The sequence below is a fragment of the Mesorhizobium sp. M1423 genome (genome assembly GCF_040317575.1).
In the GTDB taxonomy this organism is placed as follows: Bacteria; Pseudomonadota; Alphaproteobacteria; order Rhizobiales; family Rhizobiaceae; genus Mesorhizobium.
On sequence record NZ_JAMYKU010000011.1, the window covers coordinates 69,230 to 88,780 of the forward strand.

Below are 19,551 nucleotides of genomic sequence, written 5' to 3' on the forward strand. Positions count from 1 at the left end.
GCCGAGGCCTTCAGGCCAATTCGGCGAACAGGCTGTTGTAGCCCGTCTTCGTGATTCGTACCTGGATAATGTCACCGATTTCACCGGCCTTTTCATCAACAATAACCGGCTGCAGCCAGGGCGAGCGGCCAACCTTCTGGCCGGCCTGGCGGCCCGGCTTTTCGATCAGCGTGTCGATGGTCCTGCCGATCAGGCTTGCGCCGAAATCCTGCTGCTGTTTCAGCAGTAGCGCCTGCAGCCGCTGCAGGCGCTCGTCCTTGACCGCCTCCGGCACATGATCACTCATCTCGGCGCCCGGCGTGCCGGGGCGCGGCGAATATTTGAACGAAAAGGCCGAGGCATAGTTGACGTCTTGGACCAACTGCATGGTCGCCTCGAAATCGGCTTCCGTCTCGCCGGGAAAGCCGACGATAAAATCGCCCGACAGCGCAATGTCGTTCCGTGCGGCACGGATGCGGTCGATCAACGTCAGATAGTCCTTGGCCATATGTCTGCGGTTCATCGCCTTGAGTATGCGGTCGGAGCCGGATTGCACCGGTAAATGTAGATAGGGCATCAGCGTAGGCAAATCACGATGGGCGGCGATCAATTCATCGTCCATGTCGCGTGGATGACTGGTTGTGTAGCGCAGGCGCGCCAGGCCCGGAATCTCGGCCAGCCTGAACAGCAGCCGGCCAAGGCCCCATTCCGCGCCGTTTTCACCTCTTCCATGCCAGGCATTGACGTTCTGGCCGAGCAGCGTCACCTCGCGCACGCCGGCATCCGCCAGGCGCTCGGCCTCGGCGACGATCTGTGCCACCGGCCGCGAGACTTCCGAGCCGCGCGTGTAGGGCACGACACAGAAGGTGCAGAACTTGTCGCAGCCTTCCTGAACGGTCAAGAACGCCGTCACGCCGCGCCTGATCAGTTCGGCGCGCTTCGGCTGCGGCAGATGCTCGAACTTGTCCTCGACGGCATAGTCGGTCTCGACGATCTTTTCGCCGCTCCGCGCCCTCGCCAGCACACCGGGCAGCCGGTGGTAGGTCTGCGGGCCGATGACCAGGTCGACGGCCGGCGAGCGGCGGATGATCTCGGCACCCTCGGCCTGCGCCACGCAGCCGGCGACGCCGACCAGCATTTCGCGCCCGGCCCTTGCACGCTCGGCCTTCAACTCACGGATGCGCCCAAGTTCGGAATAGACCTTTTCCGCCGCTTTCTCGCGGATGTGGCAGGTGTTGAGCAGCACCAGATCGGCCTCGCCGATAGCGTCTGTCGGGGCATAGCCGTCAGCCGCCAGCGCATCGGTCATGCGCTGCGAATCGTAGACGTTCATCTGGCAGCCATAGGTCTTGACGAAGACCTTCCTGGTCGCGGCAGGCAGAACGACCAGGTCTTCGGCGGCAGCGCCGGTGTCGTCGCGTTCTATCGTGTTCAATTCCATTTCGCGGCTTCTAGCGCCTTTCCCTGACAAAAAACAGACGAATCTGGCCGGAACCCGCGCAGCTTACCGGCTCGGGCGCGGCTCGGCGAGCGCCGCCTGCACCATCTCGCGCACCTGGCGTTCCATCTGCTTTGCCGTTTCCTTGCGGCTGGAGCCCTTGGAGAAAGCAATCGCCTCGCCAAAATGCACCTCGACGTCGAGGGCGCCCTCGGCCATCAGCACCTTCAGATGCGGCATCAGCTCTTCATCGCCGATCCAGGCGGCAACCGGCCGATGCCGGCGGCCGAGCGGCACGCCATGCAGGCGCGTATAGACGATCGCCACCGGCTGGATGAAGACCTGTTCGGCCGCCCCTTCCGCAATCGCCATTGTAGCGGCGCCGAACAGCGTACTCTTGAACGGCAGGATCATGTTGCCGTCGCCGGTCGAGCCTTCGGCAAACAGCACCATGGCGTCGCCCTTAGCCATGCGGCCGGCGATCTCGCTCGCCTGGTCGCCCGACGAACGTTTGCGCTCACGTTCGATGAAGACAGTGCGCTGCAGCTTCGACAGCATGCCGATCAACGGCCAGCCGGCCATGTCGGCCCTGGCGATGAACGTCACGTCGACCATCGACCCCAGTACCATGATGTCGGTCCAGGAGATGTGGTTGGCGGCAATCAGCAATGGGCGCTGGCCGGACAGCGCCCCCTTGACATGGATGCGCAGCCCCAGCGCCCTGACGATCATCCTGTGCCAGATCTTCAGGATGAAGGTCTCGCGCCAGAGCCCGGTCCTCATCGACAGGACCTGCAGCGGCACAAGCACCAATGAGCCGACGACAACCAGCCCCAGCGCCAGGAAAATCCTGATTTTTCCGATCATCCGCACCACCCCGGCGTTTGGCTAGCGAAGATCGCGGCGCATGACAAGCGCGCCGGTCGGGCCGTGTTCCGGCGATTTGTAATAGTTGGCGCGCTTGCCGACCTCGCGGAAGCCAAGCCGCCGATAGAGCGCGATCGCAGCGACGTTGGTCTCGTCGACCTCGAGGAAAAGTGCCTCGGCGCGCTGTGCGTGCAATTCGCGCAGCACCGCATCCATCAATTGCCAGCCGAGCCCCCGGCGCCGATGCGAGCGTGCCACCGCGACCGTCAGGACCTCCCCCTCGCCGGCCGCCAGCCGCGCCAGCACGAAGCCGACCGGCGGCTTGGCGCCCTGTCCGGTCTCGCGCGCGGCATAGCCGAACACGGTGTCCTGCTCGAGCAGTGCGGCGAATTCGTCGTCGGTCCACGGCCGCGCGAAATCCTCGCGATGCAGCACCGACATGGCCGCGCTGTCGGCAATTGTCAGCGGCTCGAGCGCATAGTCCCTGCGGCGCGGCTGGAGGAACGGAATGCGCATCAGTTTTTTTGCCTCGATAAAACAAAGCCGGCCTGCGGCTTGGCGTCGGCGCCGCGCAGATAGAGCGGTTTCGGCTTTTCGCCCTCGCCCTTGGCTGCGGCCCGATGGGCATAGACGGCGATGTCGGCGGTGGCCGCCGTCCCGCCGAGATCGAAGCTGCGCCCGGCCGCCGCGGCAATTTGGGTTGCCGCCGTGCCCGCCAGAACCGGAGAGATGTCGGTCGCCATGGCTGCGGCTTGCGAGAGCGTGGTCACAGCCGGACCATAGATCAGAACCGACCTCTCATCGTAAAGCGCCGCATGGATCTCCTCGCGGCCTGCATCGAGCGCGGCGAGCACGGCGCGGCGGGGAAATATCGCTGCGGCCTCTGCGGCCAACGCCTCCAGAGTCGTCACGCCGATCGCGGGGATTTTCAGCGCCAGCGCAAGGCCGCGCGCCGCCGAGACGCCGACGCGCAGACCGGTGAAGGAGCCCGGACCGGTCGCAACGGCAATGGCGCCGAGGCCGGTAAAGTCCGTTCCGGCCGCCTTCAACGCCCCTTCGATGACACCCATCAGATGCTCGGCATGACCCTTGCCGAGATCGAGCACCGAACGGCCGAGTTCTTTCCCGGCCGCCGCGTCGTAGACGCAGGCGGCGCAGAGATTGGCGGCACAGTCGATGGCAAGCAACTTCATGAAGCGCCCGGTTGAGACAGTTTCGAAAGCAGCCTCCCTCTGCCCGCCAGGGCTGATCCCCGCAAGGGGAATATCCACAAATCTTCAGGCGACTTGCTTGGAGTGTGGGTCCAAGAAGGTAAGTTTCGACGAACGCAACTGCCACAAACCGTTGCCAGGATTAGCCGATCTGCTCGATACGCAGCACGTGATTGTCCCAGACATAGTCCGGCTCGGAACGGATCGTGCCACCGCCCTCGACAATTTCGCCGGCGCCCGTCGTCGCCATGAAGCTTTTCCCATCGGGCGCCACGCCACAGACCTCGACCAGCGCCTTGGTAGCGACGATGCGGCTGGCGGCGGTGTCGATCACGGCAAGCGAATTCCCCTCAGGCGAAGACACGGCGATGGTGCCGGCGGCAGGGTTGGCGGCGACCGAGCCGATATAGTTCCTGAAGCCGGAGAGCACGTCTTGCGACATGTCGAGCAATTGCAAGTCCTTGCCGCGCGGCGCGCGGCCGACCAGCGGGGGACGATCGGTACCCGGCCCCCTGTATTGACAGCCGAACCAGACGGTGCCGGACCGGTCGGCATCCATATGGCGGATCGACAGTTGGTGCAGCGCCGGCGGCAATTCGTGCTTTTCGGTGAGATCGCCGGTAAGGCGGTCGACCAGAACATAGGACGGCTTCATCGTTGCGATATTGAGCTCTGCGCGGCCATAATCCGGATGCGTCTCGATGCCGCCATTAGCCACAGCAATCGTCCTGCCATTGGAAAGCAGCAAAAGCTCGTGTGGGCCCATGCCGTAGGTCGGGAACTCGCCGATGCGCTTGAATTTCGCATGCGCGTCATAGACGCCGACCACGCCGGCGGCATTGTCGAAATCGTTCTCGGTGGCGTAGAGCAGCGTGCCGTCGGCCGAGAACACGCCATGGCCGAAGAAATGTCGGCCGGCAACGCTGGCAATGGTCTGCGGTTCATCGCGGCCGGTATGGTCGAAGACGACAGCAAAGGTGCCCGGCTGCCTGGCAAACACCACCGACCGCTTCGACACCGGGTCGAAAGTAACGTCGTGGCCCCGATCGGGCAGATCGATCGTGTGCAACAACTTGCCGGCCTCGGACAGGACGGCCGCGCCATAGCTGCCGTCGCGCTTGACGAAAGCGGTGGCGAAGACCGCGTCGGCGTCGAGTGTCTTTGCCCAGGCCGAGGGCGCCATCGCCGCTACGAAACCAGCGCCTGCGGCCCTCAGGAAATCGCGCCGATCGATCAGCGGCGTCCTCATGATCAGTCGCCGTCCAGTGACGAGAACCCGGCGGTCAGGCCAAATTCGGCGGTCAGCCTGGTTCCGATCAGGGTCGTCAGGCTGGATGTCACCAGCGAGAAATAATCGAGCTTGCGGCGCAGCGCCGGATCGGCAAGTGCCTTGTCGATCGGACCCCTGATCGCCTTGGCCGCCTCGATCCCGTTGGTGAGCTGGATGTGAACCGATTCCGCCATCCAGCGCGCATCGGGCGGCAGCGCGTCGCCAAGCTGCGAGGCCTGGAACAGCGCGTCCATGCCCGCCAGGTTCCCGGTCAGCGAGCGGGCGGTGTTTTGCGAGCGCCAATAGATCGCCTGTTTCGGTTTGTCGGCCTCCGGCTTGGCGCCCAGGAAGCCTTTCAGGCGCACGTCGCGCACCATTTTCAGCTCGTTGATGAAGACGCCGACCAGTTCGGTCACCGCTTCGGTGCCGCCGTGATAGAGCGCGTTCTGCGGACCCGGATTGGCCCAGAGCGCGGCAAAACCGTCGGGCTTGGTCCAGGCATCGCTGACCTCGCCGGCGATTGCCTCGATATTGCCGGCAATGGCCGCACCGTAGGCGCAGCGATAGGCGGCGTCCCTGCCGGCCAATTGATCGGCGCCGTCACCATGGAGCACGAATTCCAGTGCGCCGAGCCCTTGCATGGCGACGCTCTTTGTCGCCAGCTGGGCCGGATCGGCGGCTGTCGGATCCTTGCCGGCAAGTGCTGCCTGCACCTGCTTCAGGCCGATGCTCTTGCGGTCCGGCCAAAACAGCATGCGCTCAAGCCGGTTGTTTTCGGAGATCGGCCCGAAACGGATGATTTCCACCACCGACCAGGCATCCACGACACCCGAGAATTCGGCGCGTGCCGCATCGAGATTGTCTTGCGAGGGCGCCTGGCAAAGCGCGTGCATGATCTTCGCCAAGCTGTCCGCATGGTCATGCAGCCTGGCATAGGCCGGGCGGACGAAGCCGTCGGTCGCCCGCTGGATCACATCCGAAGCCTTCACCGCCGCGGATGCTGGCAGCGCACCGTTGAGGACCAGCAGAGCGAGCGCAAGCGCAAGACGCTTCGGCATCAGAGCGACTCCAGAAATTTGATCAGCGCATCGCGATCGGCCGCATCAGCGGCGGCAAAGCGGTCACGCGCCTTCTGGCCCTCGCCGCCATGCCACAGGATCGCCTCGGCCAGGCTGCGCGCGCGCCCGTCATGCAGGAAGAAGGTGTTGCCGCTGACGGTCTGGGTGAGCCCGATGCCCCACAGCGGCGGCGTGCGCCATTCGCTTCCCGTGGCCTCGCCCACCGCCTGCCCGTCGGCAAGGCCTGGTCCCATGTCGTGCAGCAGGAAATCGGAATACGGCCAGATCAGCTGGAAGGCCTGCGCCTTATTCGGGGTGCCGCGACGGGTGACGAATTTCGGCGTATGGCAGGAGATGCAGCCCATATCGTAGAACAGTTTTTTGCCGGCGAGCACGTCCGGTCTGTCGAGACCGCGCCGGGCCGGCACGGCAAGGTTTTGCGAATAGAAGGTAACGAGGTCCATGATCGGCGGCGGCGCTTCGACCGGACCGAGGCGCTCCTGCACGCCGTTAGGCAGGGCAAGGCAGGTCTTTTCTCCGGAGGTGCAATCGCCCCAGTGCTTCGGCACCTCGGGCGTCGAAATGCCGATATCACCGGCAAAAGCGTCCGCCGATTGCTGGCGGATCGATGCCGCCTGCGCCTTCCAGCCGAAACGGCCGAGCGTCAGTTCACCGCTGCTGCCGTCACGTATTATGTTGGGCCTGCCGGAAATCCCGTCACCATCGCGGTCGGCCGCATCGGCACGCGCAAGGATGTCGGCAGGAGCGATCTGCTCGACCAGGCCGAGGCCGATCATCGGCGGCGTCATGCGCGGCGACAGCGTGGTGTGCGGGTCGAGCGGCCCGTAGGCGAGGCCCTCGACCGAATAGCTCGGCTTGCGCAGCGACACCGTGCTGCCATCCGCCAATTTCACCTTCTCGTCCTGATAGTCGACATGCATCCTGCCCTCGCCCTGCAGGCCGGGTACCGCCAATTCCTGCAATTGCGTGCCATAGACCGGGTCGGGGAAGTTGAGCACCTTGTGATCGGCGAGCGCGGCTTCCTCCTCCTCGGTACTGGCTTGCCTTGCCAGGCGCAGGAACATCGAGGTGGTGCCACTGTCGCCTTCGGGCGGATGGCCGCGGCCGTCCTTCAGATGACAGTTCTGGCAGGCGCGCTCATTGAACAGCGGACCGAGCCCATCCGAGGCCTGTGTCGAGGATGGCGAGGACACCCAGTTCTTGCGGAAGATGGCGTTGCCGAGCTTGAAGGTGCCCTCTTCCTCGAAGCTGATGTTGGCAGAGGATTGCGAGAAGGCGTCCTTGTTGACGTCCTTCTTCGAGGTGCCGGCGCCGCCCTGCATTAGCTCGAATTGCTCGGGCCTGGAGAAATCGCTGGTCGGCCTGGTAATGGCGATGACGCGCGCCAGATCCTTCGGCGTCAGATCGGTGCGGCTGGTAGCAAGCCCCGCCGGTTGCGGCGCTCCGGCCAGCGCCGAGGCTGTGAGCGTCGCCACCACGGCAAGAAAAGCGCCGCGAACCATTCCGTATCGCGGTTTCTTCTGAGGCGGCAGGCCGCAATGCTCGGCCGGCCGCAAGCGGCGCATGAAATCTAGGGGGCGCCGCATTCCTGCATGTCCTTATTCCGCCTCGTCGGCCGATGCCGCGTTGAGCTGGCCGTATTTTTCCTCGCCGATCGAGGCCAGCAGATCGAGTTGCGTCTCGAGGAAGTCGATGTGACCTTCCTCGTCAGTCAGCAATTCCTCGAACAGCTTCATCGTCACGTAGTCGCCTGCCTCGTTGCAGATCTCGCGCGACCGCTTGTAGGCAGTGCGCGCGTCATATTCGCCGGCAAGATCGGATTCGAGCACTTCCTTGACATTCTGCCCGATGCGCAGCGGCGCCACGGACTGCAGGTTCGGATGGCCCTCGAGGAAAATGATGCGCGCCACGAGCCGGTCGGCATGGTGCATTTCCTCGATCGATTCGGCGCGTTCCTTCTTCGCCAGCTTGGCGTATCCCCAGTCTTCCAGCAGCCGGAAATGCACCCAGTACTGATTGACCGCTCCAAGTTCCAGAAACAGAGCCTCGTTAAGCCGCTCTATGATCTGCTGTTCGCCTTTCATGGGTTCTGCTCCCGTATTGGACGCGCAGGCCTCTGACGCGATCCAGGTGTGAAACAATGTCCACGCCGCTCGCCGCCGAGCGGGTGTGGTAATTTTCGGTGACCCGAATGATCGTTTCGACCACATTTGGGAAGCAGCCGCAACAGCGACCGCGCTTGTGCATGGCATGATAGACCTTCGCCGGCACGATAAGCTGCCAAGGGTCCTCATCCAGCAGTCCGACGATCGTCTGCTCTATCTCCTTTTCGGTGATGATGTTGCAATGGCAGATCAGCATTTGGCGCTCTGGCTGACGGCGCTCATTGCGCCGCGTGGCTGGTGGTTTCGATAGTTTACTGGAACACCTTGTCCGGTGAATCGAGGCTGTCCGATCCCTCGAAGGCTATGGCATTGAGCTTCAGGGTACCGACGGCGCGTTCGATCGACTTGGTCTGATCGACCAGCGCGTCGATCGCCGCCTGCACGGTGGCATTACCTTCCGTGTTGCCCTCTCCGATCTGCTGGTCATAGGCCTCGCCGGCAAGCGCCCGCGCCTTGATGGCCTCCATCTTGGCGACGGTGACATCCAGCTTGTCCGACAATTCCTTGTCGATCGCCGGATCGGCCGCCTTGACCATGTCGGCCACAGACGGCCCCTCGACGACAGTGCCGTCAAGCCGCGTGTAGCTGCCGTGATAGGCGGCGCGGATGCCGACGGCGTCATTGAGATGGGAGTTGTAGGTGTTGTCGGAGAAACAATCGTGCTCCTCTTCTGGATCGTGCAGCAAGAGGCCGAGCTTCATCCGCTCGCCGGCGAGCTCGCCATAGGACAGCGAGCCCATGCCGGTGAAGATGGTCGAAATGGCGGCGTTCGGCTCGCCATCGACAAGGTTCTTGCGGGCGGCGCCGCCTTCCTTCCAGTCGTTGACCATGTCCTTGAGATCGGAAACCAGAAGGTCGCTCGCCGATTTCAGGTACTGCCCGCGACGGTCGCAATTGCCGCCGGTGCAATTGGCAAGATCGTAATCGGTGTAGGGCCGCTCGCCGGCGCCAGGACCGGTGCCGTGCAGGTCCTGGCCCCATAGCAGGAATTCGATGGCGTGATAGCCGGTCGCCACATTGGCCTCGATGCCGCCGGCTTCCTGCAGGGTGCCGGAGAGGAACTCCGGCGTCAGATTGGTAGCGTCGACCTTCTTGCCGTTGATCTCGATCGACTTGTTGGCGATCACATTGGCGGTATAGAGCGCGTTGGCGTCCGACTCGGTGCCGTAGCCCTTGGCGACATAGTCGATCAAGCCCTCGTCGAGCGGCCAGGAGTTCACCTTGCCTTCCCAGTCATCGACGATCGCGTTGCCGAAGCGATAGACCTCGGTCTGCTGATAGGGAACGCGCGATGCCTTCCAGGCCTCGCGGGCGGCGTTCAGCGTTTCGGCCGATGGCTTGGCGAGCAGTGCATCGACAGCCTTGTCGAGCGCCTCGGCCGTGATCAGCGAATCCTCGTATTTAGCGAGCGCAATGTCGGAATAGATCTTGATGACCGCCTTGGCATCGGTTTGCGCCTTTGCCGGCAGCACGAACACCGCCGCCGTGAGCATCGCGGTGGCGCCGATCGCCGCAAGCCTGCCGCCATACCGCGCCGTGATCATCGTTCTCATGACTGTCTCTCCTCGGGACTCAATGAAATGCCGGCGCCGCGGCGGGCAGTTGCCAGCGGGCAAAGAAGGGTCGCGCCATCGCGCGGTTCGCGGAAGAAAGACACCGAAATGCCTCCAATCGAAAGGGTTCAAGGCCCAGACATCAAAGGGATGCGCTGACGCGCGAGCTTCCATAAAACGGCGAAGACGCCGGATGTCAACTGGTGGTCTAGAAAAAATTCAATTGAAACAACAGTTTAGAATTATTCTAAACTAGAACTGTCAACTTTAACGCCGATCTATCCGGAATGCCGGCGCATGAAGCGATTGACAGGCGGCCGTTCCGGGTGCGACCCGGATCGGCGCTCTTGCGGCGGCGCCGGACAATCGCCACCTGGCGGGATGTCCTAGATTTGGATGAGGAATCGGGCTGTTATGAAGAACGGGGTTGTCATTGTCGGTGCGGGTCATGCGGGCGTGCAAGCGGCTGCCAGCCTGCGCGAAGAGGGCTATGACGGGCCGGTGATCCTGATCGGCGACGAAAACGAATTGCCCTACCACAAGCCGCCGCTGTCGAAGACCTTCATCAAGGATCAGCAAGCAAAGCCGCAGCCGTTGCGCGGCGAGGCTTTTTATACCGGCAGCGCCATAGACTACCGGCCAGGCCTCCGGATCGAGCGCATCGATGTAGGCGGCCGCCGGCTGGAGATATCGGGCGGCGGCGTGCTGCCGTTCGAGCGGCTGGTCCTCGCCACCGGCGCGCGGCCGCGCCTGCTGCCGCTGCCGGGTTCGGAGCTTTCCGGCGTTGTGTCGCTGCGCTCGCTCGGCGATGCCCGCCTGATCCGCGAATTGAGCGTGCAAAGCGAGGAGGTCGTCATCCTGGGCGGCGGCTTCATCGGCCTGGAGATTGCCGCGACACTTACCGCCGCAGGCCGCAAGGTTACGGTGGTCGAGGCGGTCGACCTGCTGCTCGGCCGCGCCGTGGCACCGGTCATCGCCAGCCATGTGCGCCAGCGGCTGGAAGCGACCGGTGTGCGCATCCTTACCGGCACCACCATCGAACGGCTGGAGGGCGAGAACGGCCGTGTTTCGGCTGCAATCACCTCGTCCGGCGAGAGATTGCCGGCACAGATGGTCGTCATCGGCATTGGCGTCGTGCCGAATGTCGAATTGGCCGAAGCCGCCGGTATTGCCATCGCCAACGGCATCCGCGTCGACCAGCAGATGCGCACGTCGGTGCCGGAAATCCTCGCCATCGGCGACGCCGCCTCCTACCGGCACTGGTTCACCGGCGGCGACGTGCGGCTGGAATCGGTGCAGAACGCCACAGACCACGCGCGGCTCGCCGCGCGCACCATCGTCGGCCATGCCGACAATTACTCGGCAGTACCGTGGTTCTGGTCCGATATCGGCGACATGAAGCTGCAGATGGTCGGCCTGATTGCGGGCGGCGACAGCCATGTCGTGCTGGGCGACGTGGCCGAAAACAAATTCTCGATCTACCACTACGCCGCAAGCCGGCTGCTCGGCATCGAATCGGTCAACCGGCCCGGCGACCATATGCTTGGCCGCAAGATGCTCGGCGCCGGCTTTTCGCCGTCGCCGCAGATTGTCGCGACCGGGCCCGACGGGCTGAAGGCGGCGCTCGCCGCCTTCCAGCAGGCAGAGCCTGCAAGAGCGGCCGGATAGCTCAGGCGGCGCGAACTTCGCGGATCGAGCTTTCGAGGATGTCGAGCGCTTCGTTCATGACGGCGTCCTGGATGGTGATCGGCGCGAGGAAGCGGATGACGTTGCCGTAGACGCCGCAGGTCAGCAGGATCAGGCCCTTGTCGAGCGCCTTCAGCCGCACCGCATTGGCGAGTTCCGACGACGGCAGCCCCTTCGTCACATCGTTGAACTCGACCGCGTTCATGAAGCCGGGTCCTCGGATATCGACAATCTCAGGCGCTTCGTCGCGGATCGATTGCAGGCGCTGCTTCAGACGGTTGCCTAGCGTGTTGGCGCGGTCGCAGAGCTTCTCCTCATCGATGACGTCGAGCACCGCATGCGCCGCGGCGACGCCGATCGGGCTGCCGCCATAGGTGCCGCCGAGCCCGCCGGGGCTCGGCGCATCCATGATCTCGGCACGCCCGGTGACGGCCGCCAGCGGGAAGCCGCCGGCCAGGCTCTTGGCCATGGTGGTGATGTCGGCCGCCACCTCGTGGTGGTCCATGGCAAACATCTTGCCGGTGCGGGCAAAGCCGGTCTGCACTTCGTCGGCGATCAGCAGCATGCCGTGCTGGTCGCAGATCTTGCGCAATGCGGTCATGAAGTCGCGCGGCGCCTCGTAGAAGCCACCCTCGCCCTGCACCGGCTCGACGATGATCGCGGCGACGCGGGCCGGGTCGACATCGGCCTTGAACAGCCGGTCGAGCGCGGCCAGCGAATCGGCGACCGAGACGCCGTGCAGCGCCACCGGGAACGGCGCATGGAAGACATCCGCCGGCATGGCGCCGAAGCCGACCTTGTAAGGCACGACCTTGCCGGTCAGCGCCATGCCCATGAAGGTGCGGCCGTGAAAGCCGCCGGAAAAGGCGATGACCGCCGGCCGGCCGGTGGCATTGCGGGCGATCTTGATCGCGTTCTCGACCGCCTCGGCGCCGGTGGTGACGAAAATCGTCTTCTTGTCGAACTTGCCGGGGAGCATGCCGTTCAGCCGTTCTGCCAGCCTGATATAGCTCTCATAAGGCACGACCTGGTAGCAGGTATGGGTGAAACGGTCGAGCTGCGCCTTGACCGCTTCGATCACCCTAGGGTGACGGTGGCCGGTGTTGACGACAGCGATGCCGGACGAGAAATCGATATAGCGGCGGCCTTCGACGTCCCAGATCTCCGAATTTTCGGCGCGATCGGCATAGATCTGAGTGGTCATGCCGACGCCGCGGGAAATCGACTGGTCCTTGCGTTCGGAAATGGCTGAATTTGTCATCGTACCCCTCGCCGGGCCGGCGCCCGCTCTCGTTTGATGGCTGTTGAGACTCTTCTGGGCTTATTTCAGTTTTTCCTCAAGTTGGCACCGCCGCCGGGCGATTGGGCCTGCCGGTCGGCGTCAGCAACCGAACGCCCGTCGCTCATGCCGTCCTGACAAACCCCTCGCTGGCCCTCAGCAAATTGCGCGTATAATCCTTGGTGACACGGCGTTCAACAAGATCGTCCGCCGTCAGATTCTCCATCGCTTCGCCGTTCTGCATCACCATCAGCCGCTCGCACATGTGAGTGATGATAGCGAAGTCGTGGCTGACCATCAGGAAGGTCAGCTTGCGGCGCCGCCGGATCTCCTCCAACAGGTTCAGCACTTCGGCCTGCACCGAAGCGTCGAGCGCCGAGGTGGGTTCGTCGAGCAGCAGGATCGAGGGTTCGAGGATCAGGGCGCGCGCGATCGCCACGCGCTGGCGCTGTCCGCCCGACAATTGATGCGAATAACGGAAGCGGAATCCAGTGCCCAGGCCGACCTCGTCCAGCGCCCGCTGGATGCGCTTTTCACCGTCAGCGAAGCCGTGAATGGCGAGTGGCTCCTGCAGCAGGCGGTCGACGGTCTGGCGTGGGTGCAGCGAGCCGTACGGGTCCTGGAACACCATCTGCACCTCGCGATAAAACGCCTTGTCGCGGCGCGCGCCGAGCGTTTTGCCGTTGACGGTAATGGTGCCTGATGCGGCCGGCGCCAGGCCGGCGATTGCCCTGAGAAGGGTCGACTTGCCGGAGCCGGATTCGCCGACGAGGCCGAACGATTCACCGGATTGCACCTCGAGGCTGACGCCTTTCAGCGCGCGGAAGCGGTCGAACATCACCTCCAGCCTGTCGACGGAAAGGGCTGCCGTCATGCCGCCCACTCCGGCTTGCGGTCGAGCACCGGCAACGGGTGGCGGTCGGCGCCGATCTTGGGCATGCAGTTGAGCAGGCCGCGCGTATAGGGATGCTGGGCGCGGCCGAGCTCCGAGGCCTTGAGCTGTTCGACGACCTTGCCGGCATACATGACGATGACACGATCGCAGAAGGACGAGACCAGGCGCAGATCGTGCGAGATGAAGATCAGCCCCATGCCGCGCTCGCTGACCAGCCTGTCGAGGATGCCGAGCACGTCGAGCTGCACGGTGACGTCGAGTGCCGAGGTCGGCTCGTCGGCGATCATCATCTCCGGCCCGGCGATCAGCATCATGGCGATCATGGCGCGCTGGCCCATGCCGCCGGAAACCTCATGCGGATGCAGGTCGAAGACACGGGCCGGATCGCGGATCTGCACAGCCTCCAGCATGGCAAGCGCGCGCTCGCGGGCTTCGGCCTTGGAGACCTTCTCATGCGTGCGCAGCGTCTCGACGATCTGGCGGCCGATGCTCATCACCGGGTCCAGCGAATATTTCGGATCCTGCAGGATCATGGCGATACGCTTGCCGCGCAGCGCGCGGCGCTCGCGCGGCGAGGCGGCCAGCAGGTCGATGCCGTCGAAAGCGAGCGTCTTCGCGGTCACCTCGGCCTGCGGCGGGGTGACGCCCATGATGGCGCGGCCGGTCTGCGACTTGCCCGAACCGCTCTCTCCGACGATGCCGAGCCGCTCGCGGCCGAGCGAGAAGGAAACGCCGCGCACCGCCTCGATCAGGCCGGTGCGCGTCGGGAAGGTAACGCGCAGGTCGTCGACTTCGAGAAGCGTGCTCATTGGTCACCGCTTCGGGGATCGAGCGCGTCGCGCAGGCCGTCGCCGAGCAGGTTGAAGCCGAGGCTGACGATGAGGATGGCAAAGCCCGGCGCGCCCGCCACCCACCACTGGTCGAGCACGAAGCGGCGGCCCGATGCGATCATCGCGCCCCATTCCGGCAGCGGCGGCTGCGCGCCGAGACCGAGGAAGCCGAGACCGGCGGCGGTCAGGATGATGCCGGCCATGTCGAGCGTCACCCTGATGATCAGCGAGGAGATGCAGAGCGGCATTATGTGGCGAAGCACGATGCGGAACGGCGAGGCGCCCATCAGCTGCACCGCCTTGATGTAATCGGAATTGCGCACCGTGAGCGTTTCGGCGCGCGCGATGCGGGCATAGGGCGGCCACGAGGTGATGGCGATGGCGAGCACGGCGTTTTCGATGCCGGGGCCGAGCGCGGCGACGAAGGCCAGCGCCAGGATCAGCTTCGGAAAGGCGAGAAAGATGTCGGTGATGCGCATCAGGATCGCATCGGTCCAGCCGCCGGCATAGCCGGCGACGGTGCCGACCAGCAAGCCGATGGGCGCGGCGATGATGGCAACCAGAATGACGACGTACAGTGTCCAGCGCGAGCCGAAGATGATGCGCGAATAGATGTCGCGGCCGAGATCGTCGGTGCCGAACCAGTGCGCGGCACTCGGCGCCAGCAGCCGCGAGCCCTTGAGGTCGCCGAATGTCGGCGAATAGGGCGCCAGCACATCGGCGAAGGCCGCGACCACCAGTAGGGCGATGATGATGAGCAGGCCGGCAAACGCCAGCCGGTTGGCGGAGAAGCGCCGCCAGGCCACGTAGGCGCGGCCGAGCCTTGCCTGCACGCGCGACGCCGGCCGCTCGCTGAGCAGCCAGTCGCGGCGGGTTTGAATCGCTTCCGTGCTCATCCTGCCTTCGTCCTCATCCTGCCTTGGTCCTGGGATCGAGCACCCGGTAGAGCAGGTCGGAGAATAGATTGATGGCGATGAAGACCGAGCCAATGATGATGGTGCCGCCGAGCACGGCATTCATGTCGGCGTTCTGCAGCGAGTTGGTGATGTAGAGGCCGATGCCCGGCCACGAAAACACCGTCTCGGTCAGCACCGAGCCTTCGAGCAGCCCGGCATACGACAGAGCGATCACCGTAACCATCGGCACCGCGGCGTTGCGCAGCGCGTGACCCCAGATGATGCGCGTTTCGGACAGGCCCTTGGCTCGTGCCGCGACGATATATTCCTGGGTGAGTTCGTTCAGCATGAAGGAGCGCGTCATGCGGCTGATATAGGCGAGCGAGAAATAACCGAGCAGCGAGGCCGGCAGGATGATGTGGCGGAAGGCATCGGCAAATACGTCCCACTGCCGCTGCCAGAGTGCATCCAGCAGGTAAAAGCCGGTAATCGGCGTGAAGGTGTATTCGTAGACGACATCGAGGCGGCCGGGAAAGGCGACCCATTGCAGCTTGGCGTAGAACAGCACCAGCGCCAGCAGCCCCAGCCAGAAGATCGGCACGGAATAGCCGACAAGGCCGATGATCCGCACGACCTGGTCGATGACGCTGCCGCGCCGCACCGCGGCCAGCACGCCAAGCGGCACGCCGATCACCGAACCGATCAATGTTCCCAGCGTCGCCAGTTCGAGCGTCGCGGGAAAGGCGCGGCGGATATCGGTCATCACCGGATTGGTGGTCAGCACCGAGGTGCCGAAATCACCGTTCAGGGCATGTTTGACATAGATGTAGAACTGCTCGACCAGCGGCAGGTCGAGGCCCATCTCGCGGCGCGTTCGTTCGACGACATTGGCCGGCGCCCGGTCGCCGAGCACCGCCAGCACCGGGTCGATCGGGATCACGCGGCCGATGAAGAAGGTCACCGCGAGCAGACCGAGATAGGTCGTTATCGCGATGACCAGGAACCGGGCGATCGATGAGGCCACGGCAACGGCGCGGGCGCCGCCGCGCCCTGCCGTCACTTCGCTTTCAGCCACACTCATACGGCGCGTCCGCCGGCGTCACTCCTTCGAGACGGGGCCGACGAAGTTGGTGTCGAAGCTCGGGCCGAGCGCAAAGCCCTTGAGGTTCTTGCGCAGGCCGGCCACTTCCAGCTGCTGGTGGATGATGACGAAAGGACTGGTGTCGAGGATCTTCTTCTCGAGATCCTGGTACATTGCGGCGCGCTTGGCCGCGTCCTTCTCGAGCAGGGCGGCCTCCGTTTGCTTGGTCAGGTCCGGAATGTCCCAGGCGTTGCGCCAGGCCAGCGTCTTGGTCTTGCCTTCATCCGAATTGTCCGGGTTGCTGGCAAAGGTCTGCGCATTGGAATTCGGGTCGAAATAGTCCTGGCCCCACTGGCCGATATAGATGTCGTGGTTGCGGGCGCGGTATTTGGTCAGCGTCTGCTTGCCGTCGCCGGGGATGATCTCCAGCTTGATGCCGGCCTGTCCCAACGTCTGCTGGATCGATTCCGCCATGCCCGTCGTCGGCTGGCCGGTGCGCACGTCCATGGTGACGCTGAAGCCGTCGGCGAGACCCGCCTTGGCGAGCAGTTCCTTGGCCTTGGCGACGTCGAACTTGAACGGATTTTCGTCCAGCTCGCCGAGTACGCCCTTGGGCAGGAAGGTCTGATGGATCTCGCCGATGCCCTTGAGGATGGTCGTGCTCAAGGCATCGTAGTCGACCAGATATTTGAACGCCTGGCGAACCTCGGGCTTGGCGAGGTTCGCGTTCTTCTGGTTGAGGCTGATGTAATAGACCGTGCCCTTCGGCGCGCTGGTGGTGGTGAGGTCGGCATTCTTGGCGATGGCGTCGAGATCGTTCGGCTCGAGATTGCGGGCGACGTCGATGTCGCCGGCTTCCAGCGCCAGGCGCTGGCCCGAGCTTTCCTTCATGTTGCGATAGATGACACGGGCAAGCTTGGCCTTCTCGCCGTTGTAATTGTCGTTGCGTTCCAGCACGACGGCCTCGTTGGCGCGCCATTCGCGCAGCTTGAAGGCGCCGGAGCCGGCATAGCCGGTCTTCAGCCAGGCATTGCCGAAATCATTGTCCCATTTGTAGTCGGCGCTCGGCGTGACCGCGGCGACATGCTCCTTGACCAGCTTGGCGTCGACCACCGAGGCGACCGTCGCCGACAGGCAGTTCAGCACGAAGCTCGGCGCATAGGCCTTGTCGACGGTGAACTGGAACGTCGTATCATCAACGGCCTTCGCCTTCTCGGTGACATTGCCGCCATCGATGCCGAACTGGCCGATGATGAAGGCCGGGCTCTTGTCGAGCTTGATGGCGCGCTCGAACGAATAGGCGACGTCCGCTGCCGTGATCGGATTGCCGGAGGCGAATTTGAGGCCGGGCTTGAGCTTGAACGTGTAGGTCAGGCCGTCGTCGGAGACGCTCCAGCTTTCCGCGAGATCGCCTTTGACCTTGGAGGTGTCGCTGAGGTCGAGGCGTACCAGGAGATCATAGGTGTTGCCGGTGATTTCGGCGGTCGACAATTCGAATGCCTCGCCCGGATCCATGGAGATGATGTCGTCGATGGCGAAACCCTCGACCAGCGTGTCGGCGGGCGTGACCGCGAAGGCAGGCGCAGCGGCCAGAAGCAGCGCGGACATGGCCGCGCCCGCGAGCAAGAAGCGGGAGCGTAGAGCAAACTTTTCCATCATCATTTTAACTGTTCCCTGTTTTTGTTGACCTGAGTTCCCGGCTCAGGGTTGTGGCATTTCCTGCCGCGTCGAACGGTGATCCCCGGACCGTTGTCTCGGCAATTTTTTGTGCAGTTCCGGCTCACCATATCCGGCGGTTTCGAGCGCGGCAACGAGCATTTGCAGAACGGTCGATTGGGCCAGACCGGCGGTGCGAAAACCCGGCTATTTCAGCGCGGTAACCAGGTCGGCGTCGGGAAAGCAGGTAGCGGAACGGCCGTTGCTGGCCTGCCATTTGCCGATCGAGCGGCGCGTCTTGAAGCCGGGCAGGCCGTCGGCGCTGCCGACATCATAGCCCTTGGCTTCCAGCGCCCGCTGCAGGGCGGCGATGTCGGAGCGGTAGAGCCCGCCGACCGCGCCCCAATTGCCCGAGAAATTGCTGTCGCCATGGGCGATGCGATCGGCGCCATGGCCGATAAACAAGGCATAGAGATCGCTGGTGTTATACTGCTTCAGCACGTAGAAATTGGGCGTAACGATGAAGGCCGGGCCGCTGCGGCCGGCCGGCATCAAAAGAAAGCCCTCGGCTTTCAGTTCGCTCGCCGGGAACGGTTTACCCGACACACGCCTGATACCCATATCAGCCCATTGCGAAATCTTCTTGCCCTGGTCCGGACCTTCGAGCGAGCACGAGACGCTGTCCGGCACCGTCACCTCGAAGCCCCAGCCGCGGCCCCTCACCCAGCCATAATGCACGAGATAATTGGCGATCGATGCCAGTATGTCGGGCGTCGAATTCCAGATGTCCGTGCGGCGGTCGCCGTCGAAATCGACGGCATGCTTCAGGAACGACGTCGGCATGAACTGCGGCTGGCCGAGCGCACCGGCCCAGGACGATTTTATCGCGCCGACCGGGGCAAGCCCGCGCTCGACGATCCCGAGCGCCGCCAGCAGCTCGGTGCGGAAGAACGCCTTCTTCGTCGACATGAACGCCTTGGTGCCCAGCACCTCGAAGGCATCGTAGGGCAGCTTTGCCGCGCCGAAGCCGCTCTCGCGGCCCCAGATCGCCAGCAGCACTTCGCCGGGCACGCCATAGCGCTTCTCGATAGCGGCAAGGGTCCTAGCGTTGGCCGCCTCGCGGGTGCGGCCGCCGGCGGTGACCGCGCGAACTATCTTTTCGGCGAAATAGGCGCCCGGCGAACCGAACTCGGCCTGATGCTGCTTCCGCGGCGTCGTCGCCTTCTCGCCCGGCAGCACCAGGTCGGGCAGCTTGAGGTTCGGCTTGACGCCGTCGAAGGCGGCATCGAAGGTTTTCCTGGAGATGCCTTTGGCCTTGGCTTCGGGCCAGAGGTCGTTGCCAAGCCAGGCGCGGAACTGATCGTCGATTTTTGCCGCGGAGACGGGGGTGGCGAGGAGGAAGGCGGCAAGTGCGGCGAGAAGAAACGCGACGGCTATTTTGTGAAAGCAGCGATCCGTCCCACCCCCCTCTGTCCTGCCGGACATCTCCCCCGCAAGGGGGGAGATTGGCTGTCGCCTCTGCTTCCGCCAATTTTCGACGTTGAAAGATTGGCGGCGAGATTGACGCTGCCGATCTCCCCCCTTGCGGGGGAGATGTCCGGCAGGACAGAGGGGGGTGTGACAGAGTGCCCGCCTTAAAAAATGCGCAGCAGCCATCATCCGCACC

The 19,551-nt window shown here is 64.1% G+C and carries 18 protein-coding genes; 1 reads left to right on the top strand and 17 read right to left on the bottom strand.

Annotation, left to right across the window (positions count from 1 at the left end):
• Positions 1 to 10: 10 nt before the first annotated feature.
• The 10 genes from miaB to NKG95_RS15920 form a co-directional block, all read right to left on the bottom strand.
• A complete protein-coding gene (miaB, locus tag NKG95_RS15875; RefSeq protein WP_353041421.1) occupies positions 11 to 1,420 on the bottom strand; it encodes a tRNA (N6-isopentenyl adenosine(37)-C2)-methylthiotransferase MiaB in 1,410 nt (469 codons plus the stop codon).
• 63 nt (positions 1,421 to 1,483) lie between these two features.
• Positions 1,484 to 2,284, bottom strand: coding sequence for a lyso-ornithine lipid O-acyltransferase (gene olsA / locus NKG95_RS15880; protein WP_023719575.1), 801 nt, complete (start codon positions 2,282 to 2,284; stop codon positions 1,484 to 1,486).
• A 21-nt stretch (positions 2,285 to 2,305) separates the two neighbouring features.
• Positions 2,306 to 2,800, bottom strand: a complete 495-nt coding sequence (rimI, locus tag NKG95_RS15885) for a ribosomal protein S18-alanine N-acetyltransferase (protein WP_023719576.1) — start codon at positions 2,798 to 2,800, stop codon at positions 2,306 to 2,308.
• Positions 2,800 to 3,477 (bottom strand): tRNA (adenosine(37)-N6)-threonylcarbamoyltransferase complex dimerization subunit type 1 TsaB, encoded by a 678-nt coding sequence (tsaB, locus tag NKG95_RS15890; RefSeq protein WP_023719577.1) that lies wholly within the window; start codon positions 3,475 to 3,477, stop codon positions 2,800 to 2,802. The genes rimI and tsaB overlap by 1 nt, the downstream gene beginning before the upstream one ends.
• Positions 3,478 to 3,637: 160 nt before the next feature.
• The gene (locus NKG95_RS15895; protein WP_353041424.1) at positions 3,638 to 4,744 is read right to left on the bottom strand and encodes a DUF1513 domain-containing protein; all 1,107 of its coding nucleotides are present in this window, start codon (positions 4,742 to 4,744) and stop codon (positions 3,638 to 3,640) included.
• A gap of 2 nt (positions 4,745 to 4,746) precedes the next feature.
• Positions 4,747 to 5,823 carry an imelysin family protein gene (locus NKG95_RS15900; protein WP_023719579.1) on the bottom strand — a complete coding sequence of 359 codons (1,077 nt, stop codon included), beginning with the start codon at positions 5,821 to 5,823 and terminating at the stop codon, positions 4,747 to 4,749.
• A complete protein-coding gene (locus NKG95_RS15905) occupies positions 5,823 to 7,346 on the bottom strand; it encodes a di-heme oxidoreductase family protein (RefSeq protein ID WP_502913957.1) in 1,524 nt (507 codons plus the stop codon). The genes NKG95_RS15900 and NKG95_RS15905 overlap by 1 nt, the downstream gene beginning before the upstream one ends.
• 96 nt (positions 7,347 to 7,442) lie before the next feature.
• Entirely contained in the window at positions 7,443 to 7,928 is a 486-nt protein-coding gene (bfr, locus tag NKG95_RS15910) for a bacterioferritin (RefSeq protein ID WP_023719581.1), read from the bottom strand.
• Positions 7,894 to 8,205 (bottom strand): (2Fe-2S)-binding protein, encoded by a 312-nt coding sequence (locus NKG95_RS15915; protein ID WP_254816251.1) that lies wholly within the window; start codon positions 8,203 to 8,205, stop codon positions 7,894 to 7,896. Before NKG95_RS15915 ends, bfr begins: the two co-directional genes overlap by 35 nt.
• Positions 8,206 to 8,260: 55 nt before the next feature.
• Positions 8,261 to 9,553, bottom strand: a complete 1,293-nt coding sequence (locus NKG95_RS15920) for an imelysin family protein (protein ID WP_502913959.1) — start codon at positions 9,551 to 9,553, stop codon at positions 8,261 to 8,263.
• A 423-nt stretch (positions 9,554 to 9,976) separates the two neighbouring features.
• On the opposite strand from NKG95_RS15920, the gene NKG95_RS15925 reads away from it, so the two are divergent.
• The gene (locus tag NKG95_RS15925; RefSeq protein WP_353041428.1) at positions 9,977 to 11,230 is read left to right on the top strand and encodes an NAD(P)/FAD-dependent oxidoreductase; all 1,254 of its coding nucleotides are present in this window, start codon (positions 9,977 to 9,979) and stop codon (positions 11,228 to 11,230) included.
• Position 11,231: 1 nt separating this feature from the next.
• Here the strand turns inward: NKG95_RS15925 and NKG95_RS15930 are convergent, their stop codons facing one another.
• The 7 genes from NKG95_RS15930 to NKG95_RS15960 all read right to left on the bottom strand — a co-directional run bounded on the left by NKG95_RS15930 (position 11,232) and on the right by NKG95_RS15960 (position 19,370).
• Positions 11,232 to 12,509: a 4-aminobutyrate--2-oxoglutarate transaminase gene (locus tag NKG95_RS15930; RefSeq protein ID WP_353041430.1), complete on the bottom strand. Its 1,278-nt coding sequence runs from the start codon at positions 12,507 to 12,509 to the stop codon at positions 11,232 to 11,234.
• A 142-nt stretch (positions 12,510 to 12,651) separates the two neighbouring features.
• Complete coding sequence (locus NKG95_RS15935) at positions 12,652 to 13,401, bottom strand: ABC transporter ATP-binding protein (RefSeq protein WP_353041432.1); 750 nt, start codon at positions 13,399 to 13,401, stop codon at positions 12,652 to 12,654.
• Positions 13,398 to 14,231: an ABC transporter ATP-binding protein gene (locus NKG95_RS15940; protein WP_352483250.1), complete on the bottom strand. Its 834-nt coding sequence runs from the start codon at positions 14,229 to 14,231 to the stop codon at positions 13,398 to 13,400. Before NKG95_RS15940 ends, NKG95_RS15935 begins: the two co-directional genes overlap by 4 nt.
• Positions 14,228 to 15,148, bottom strand: coding sequence for a nickel transporter permease (nikC, locus tag NKG95_RS15945; protein ID WP_292653972.1), 921 nt, complete (start codon positions 15,146 to 15,148; stop codon positions 14,228 to 14,230). Before nikC ends, NKG95_RS15940 begins: the two co-directional genes overlap by 4 nt.
• Positions 15,149 to 15,161: 13 nt before the next feature.
• Entirely contained in the window at positions 15,162 to 16,229 is a 1,068-nt protein-coding gene (locus NKG95_RS15950) for an ABC transporter permease (protein WP_023719588.1), read from the bottom strand.
• A gap of 18 nt (positions 16,230 to 16,247) precedes the next feature.
• Positions 16,248 to 17,891, bottom strand: a complete 1,644-nt coding sequence (locus tag NKG95_RS15955) for an ABC transporter substrate-binding protein (RefSeq protein ID WP_353041435.1) — start codon at positions 17,889 to 17,891, stop codon at positions 16,248 to 16,250.
• Positions 17,892 to 18,092: 201 nt separating this feature from the next.
• A complete protein-coding gene (locus tag NKG95_RS15960) occupies positions 18,093 to 19,370 on the bottom strand; it encodes a lytic murein transglycosylase (RefSeq protein ID WP_353041437.1) in 1,278 nt (425 codons plus the stop codon).
• Between the last annotated feature and the right edge of the window lie 181 nt (positions 19,371 to 19,551).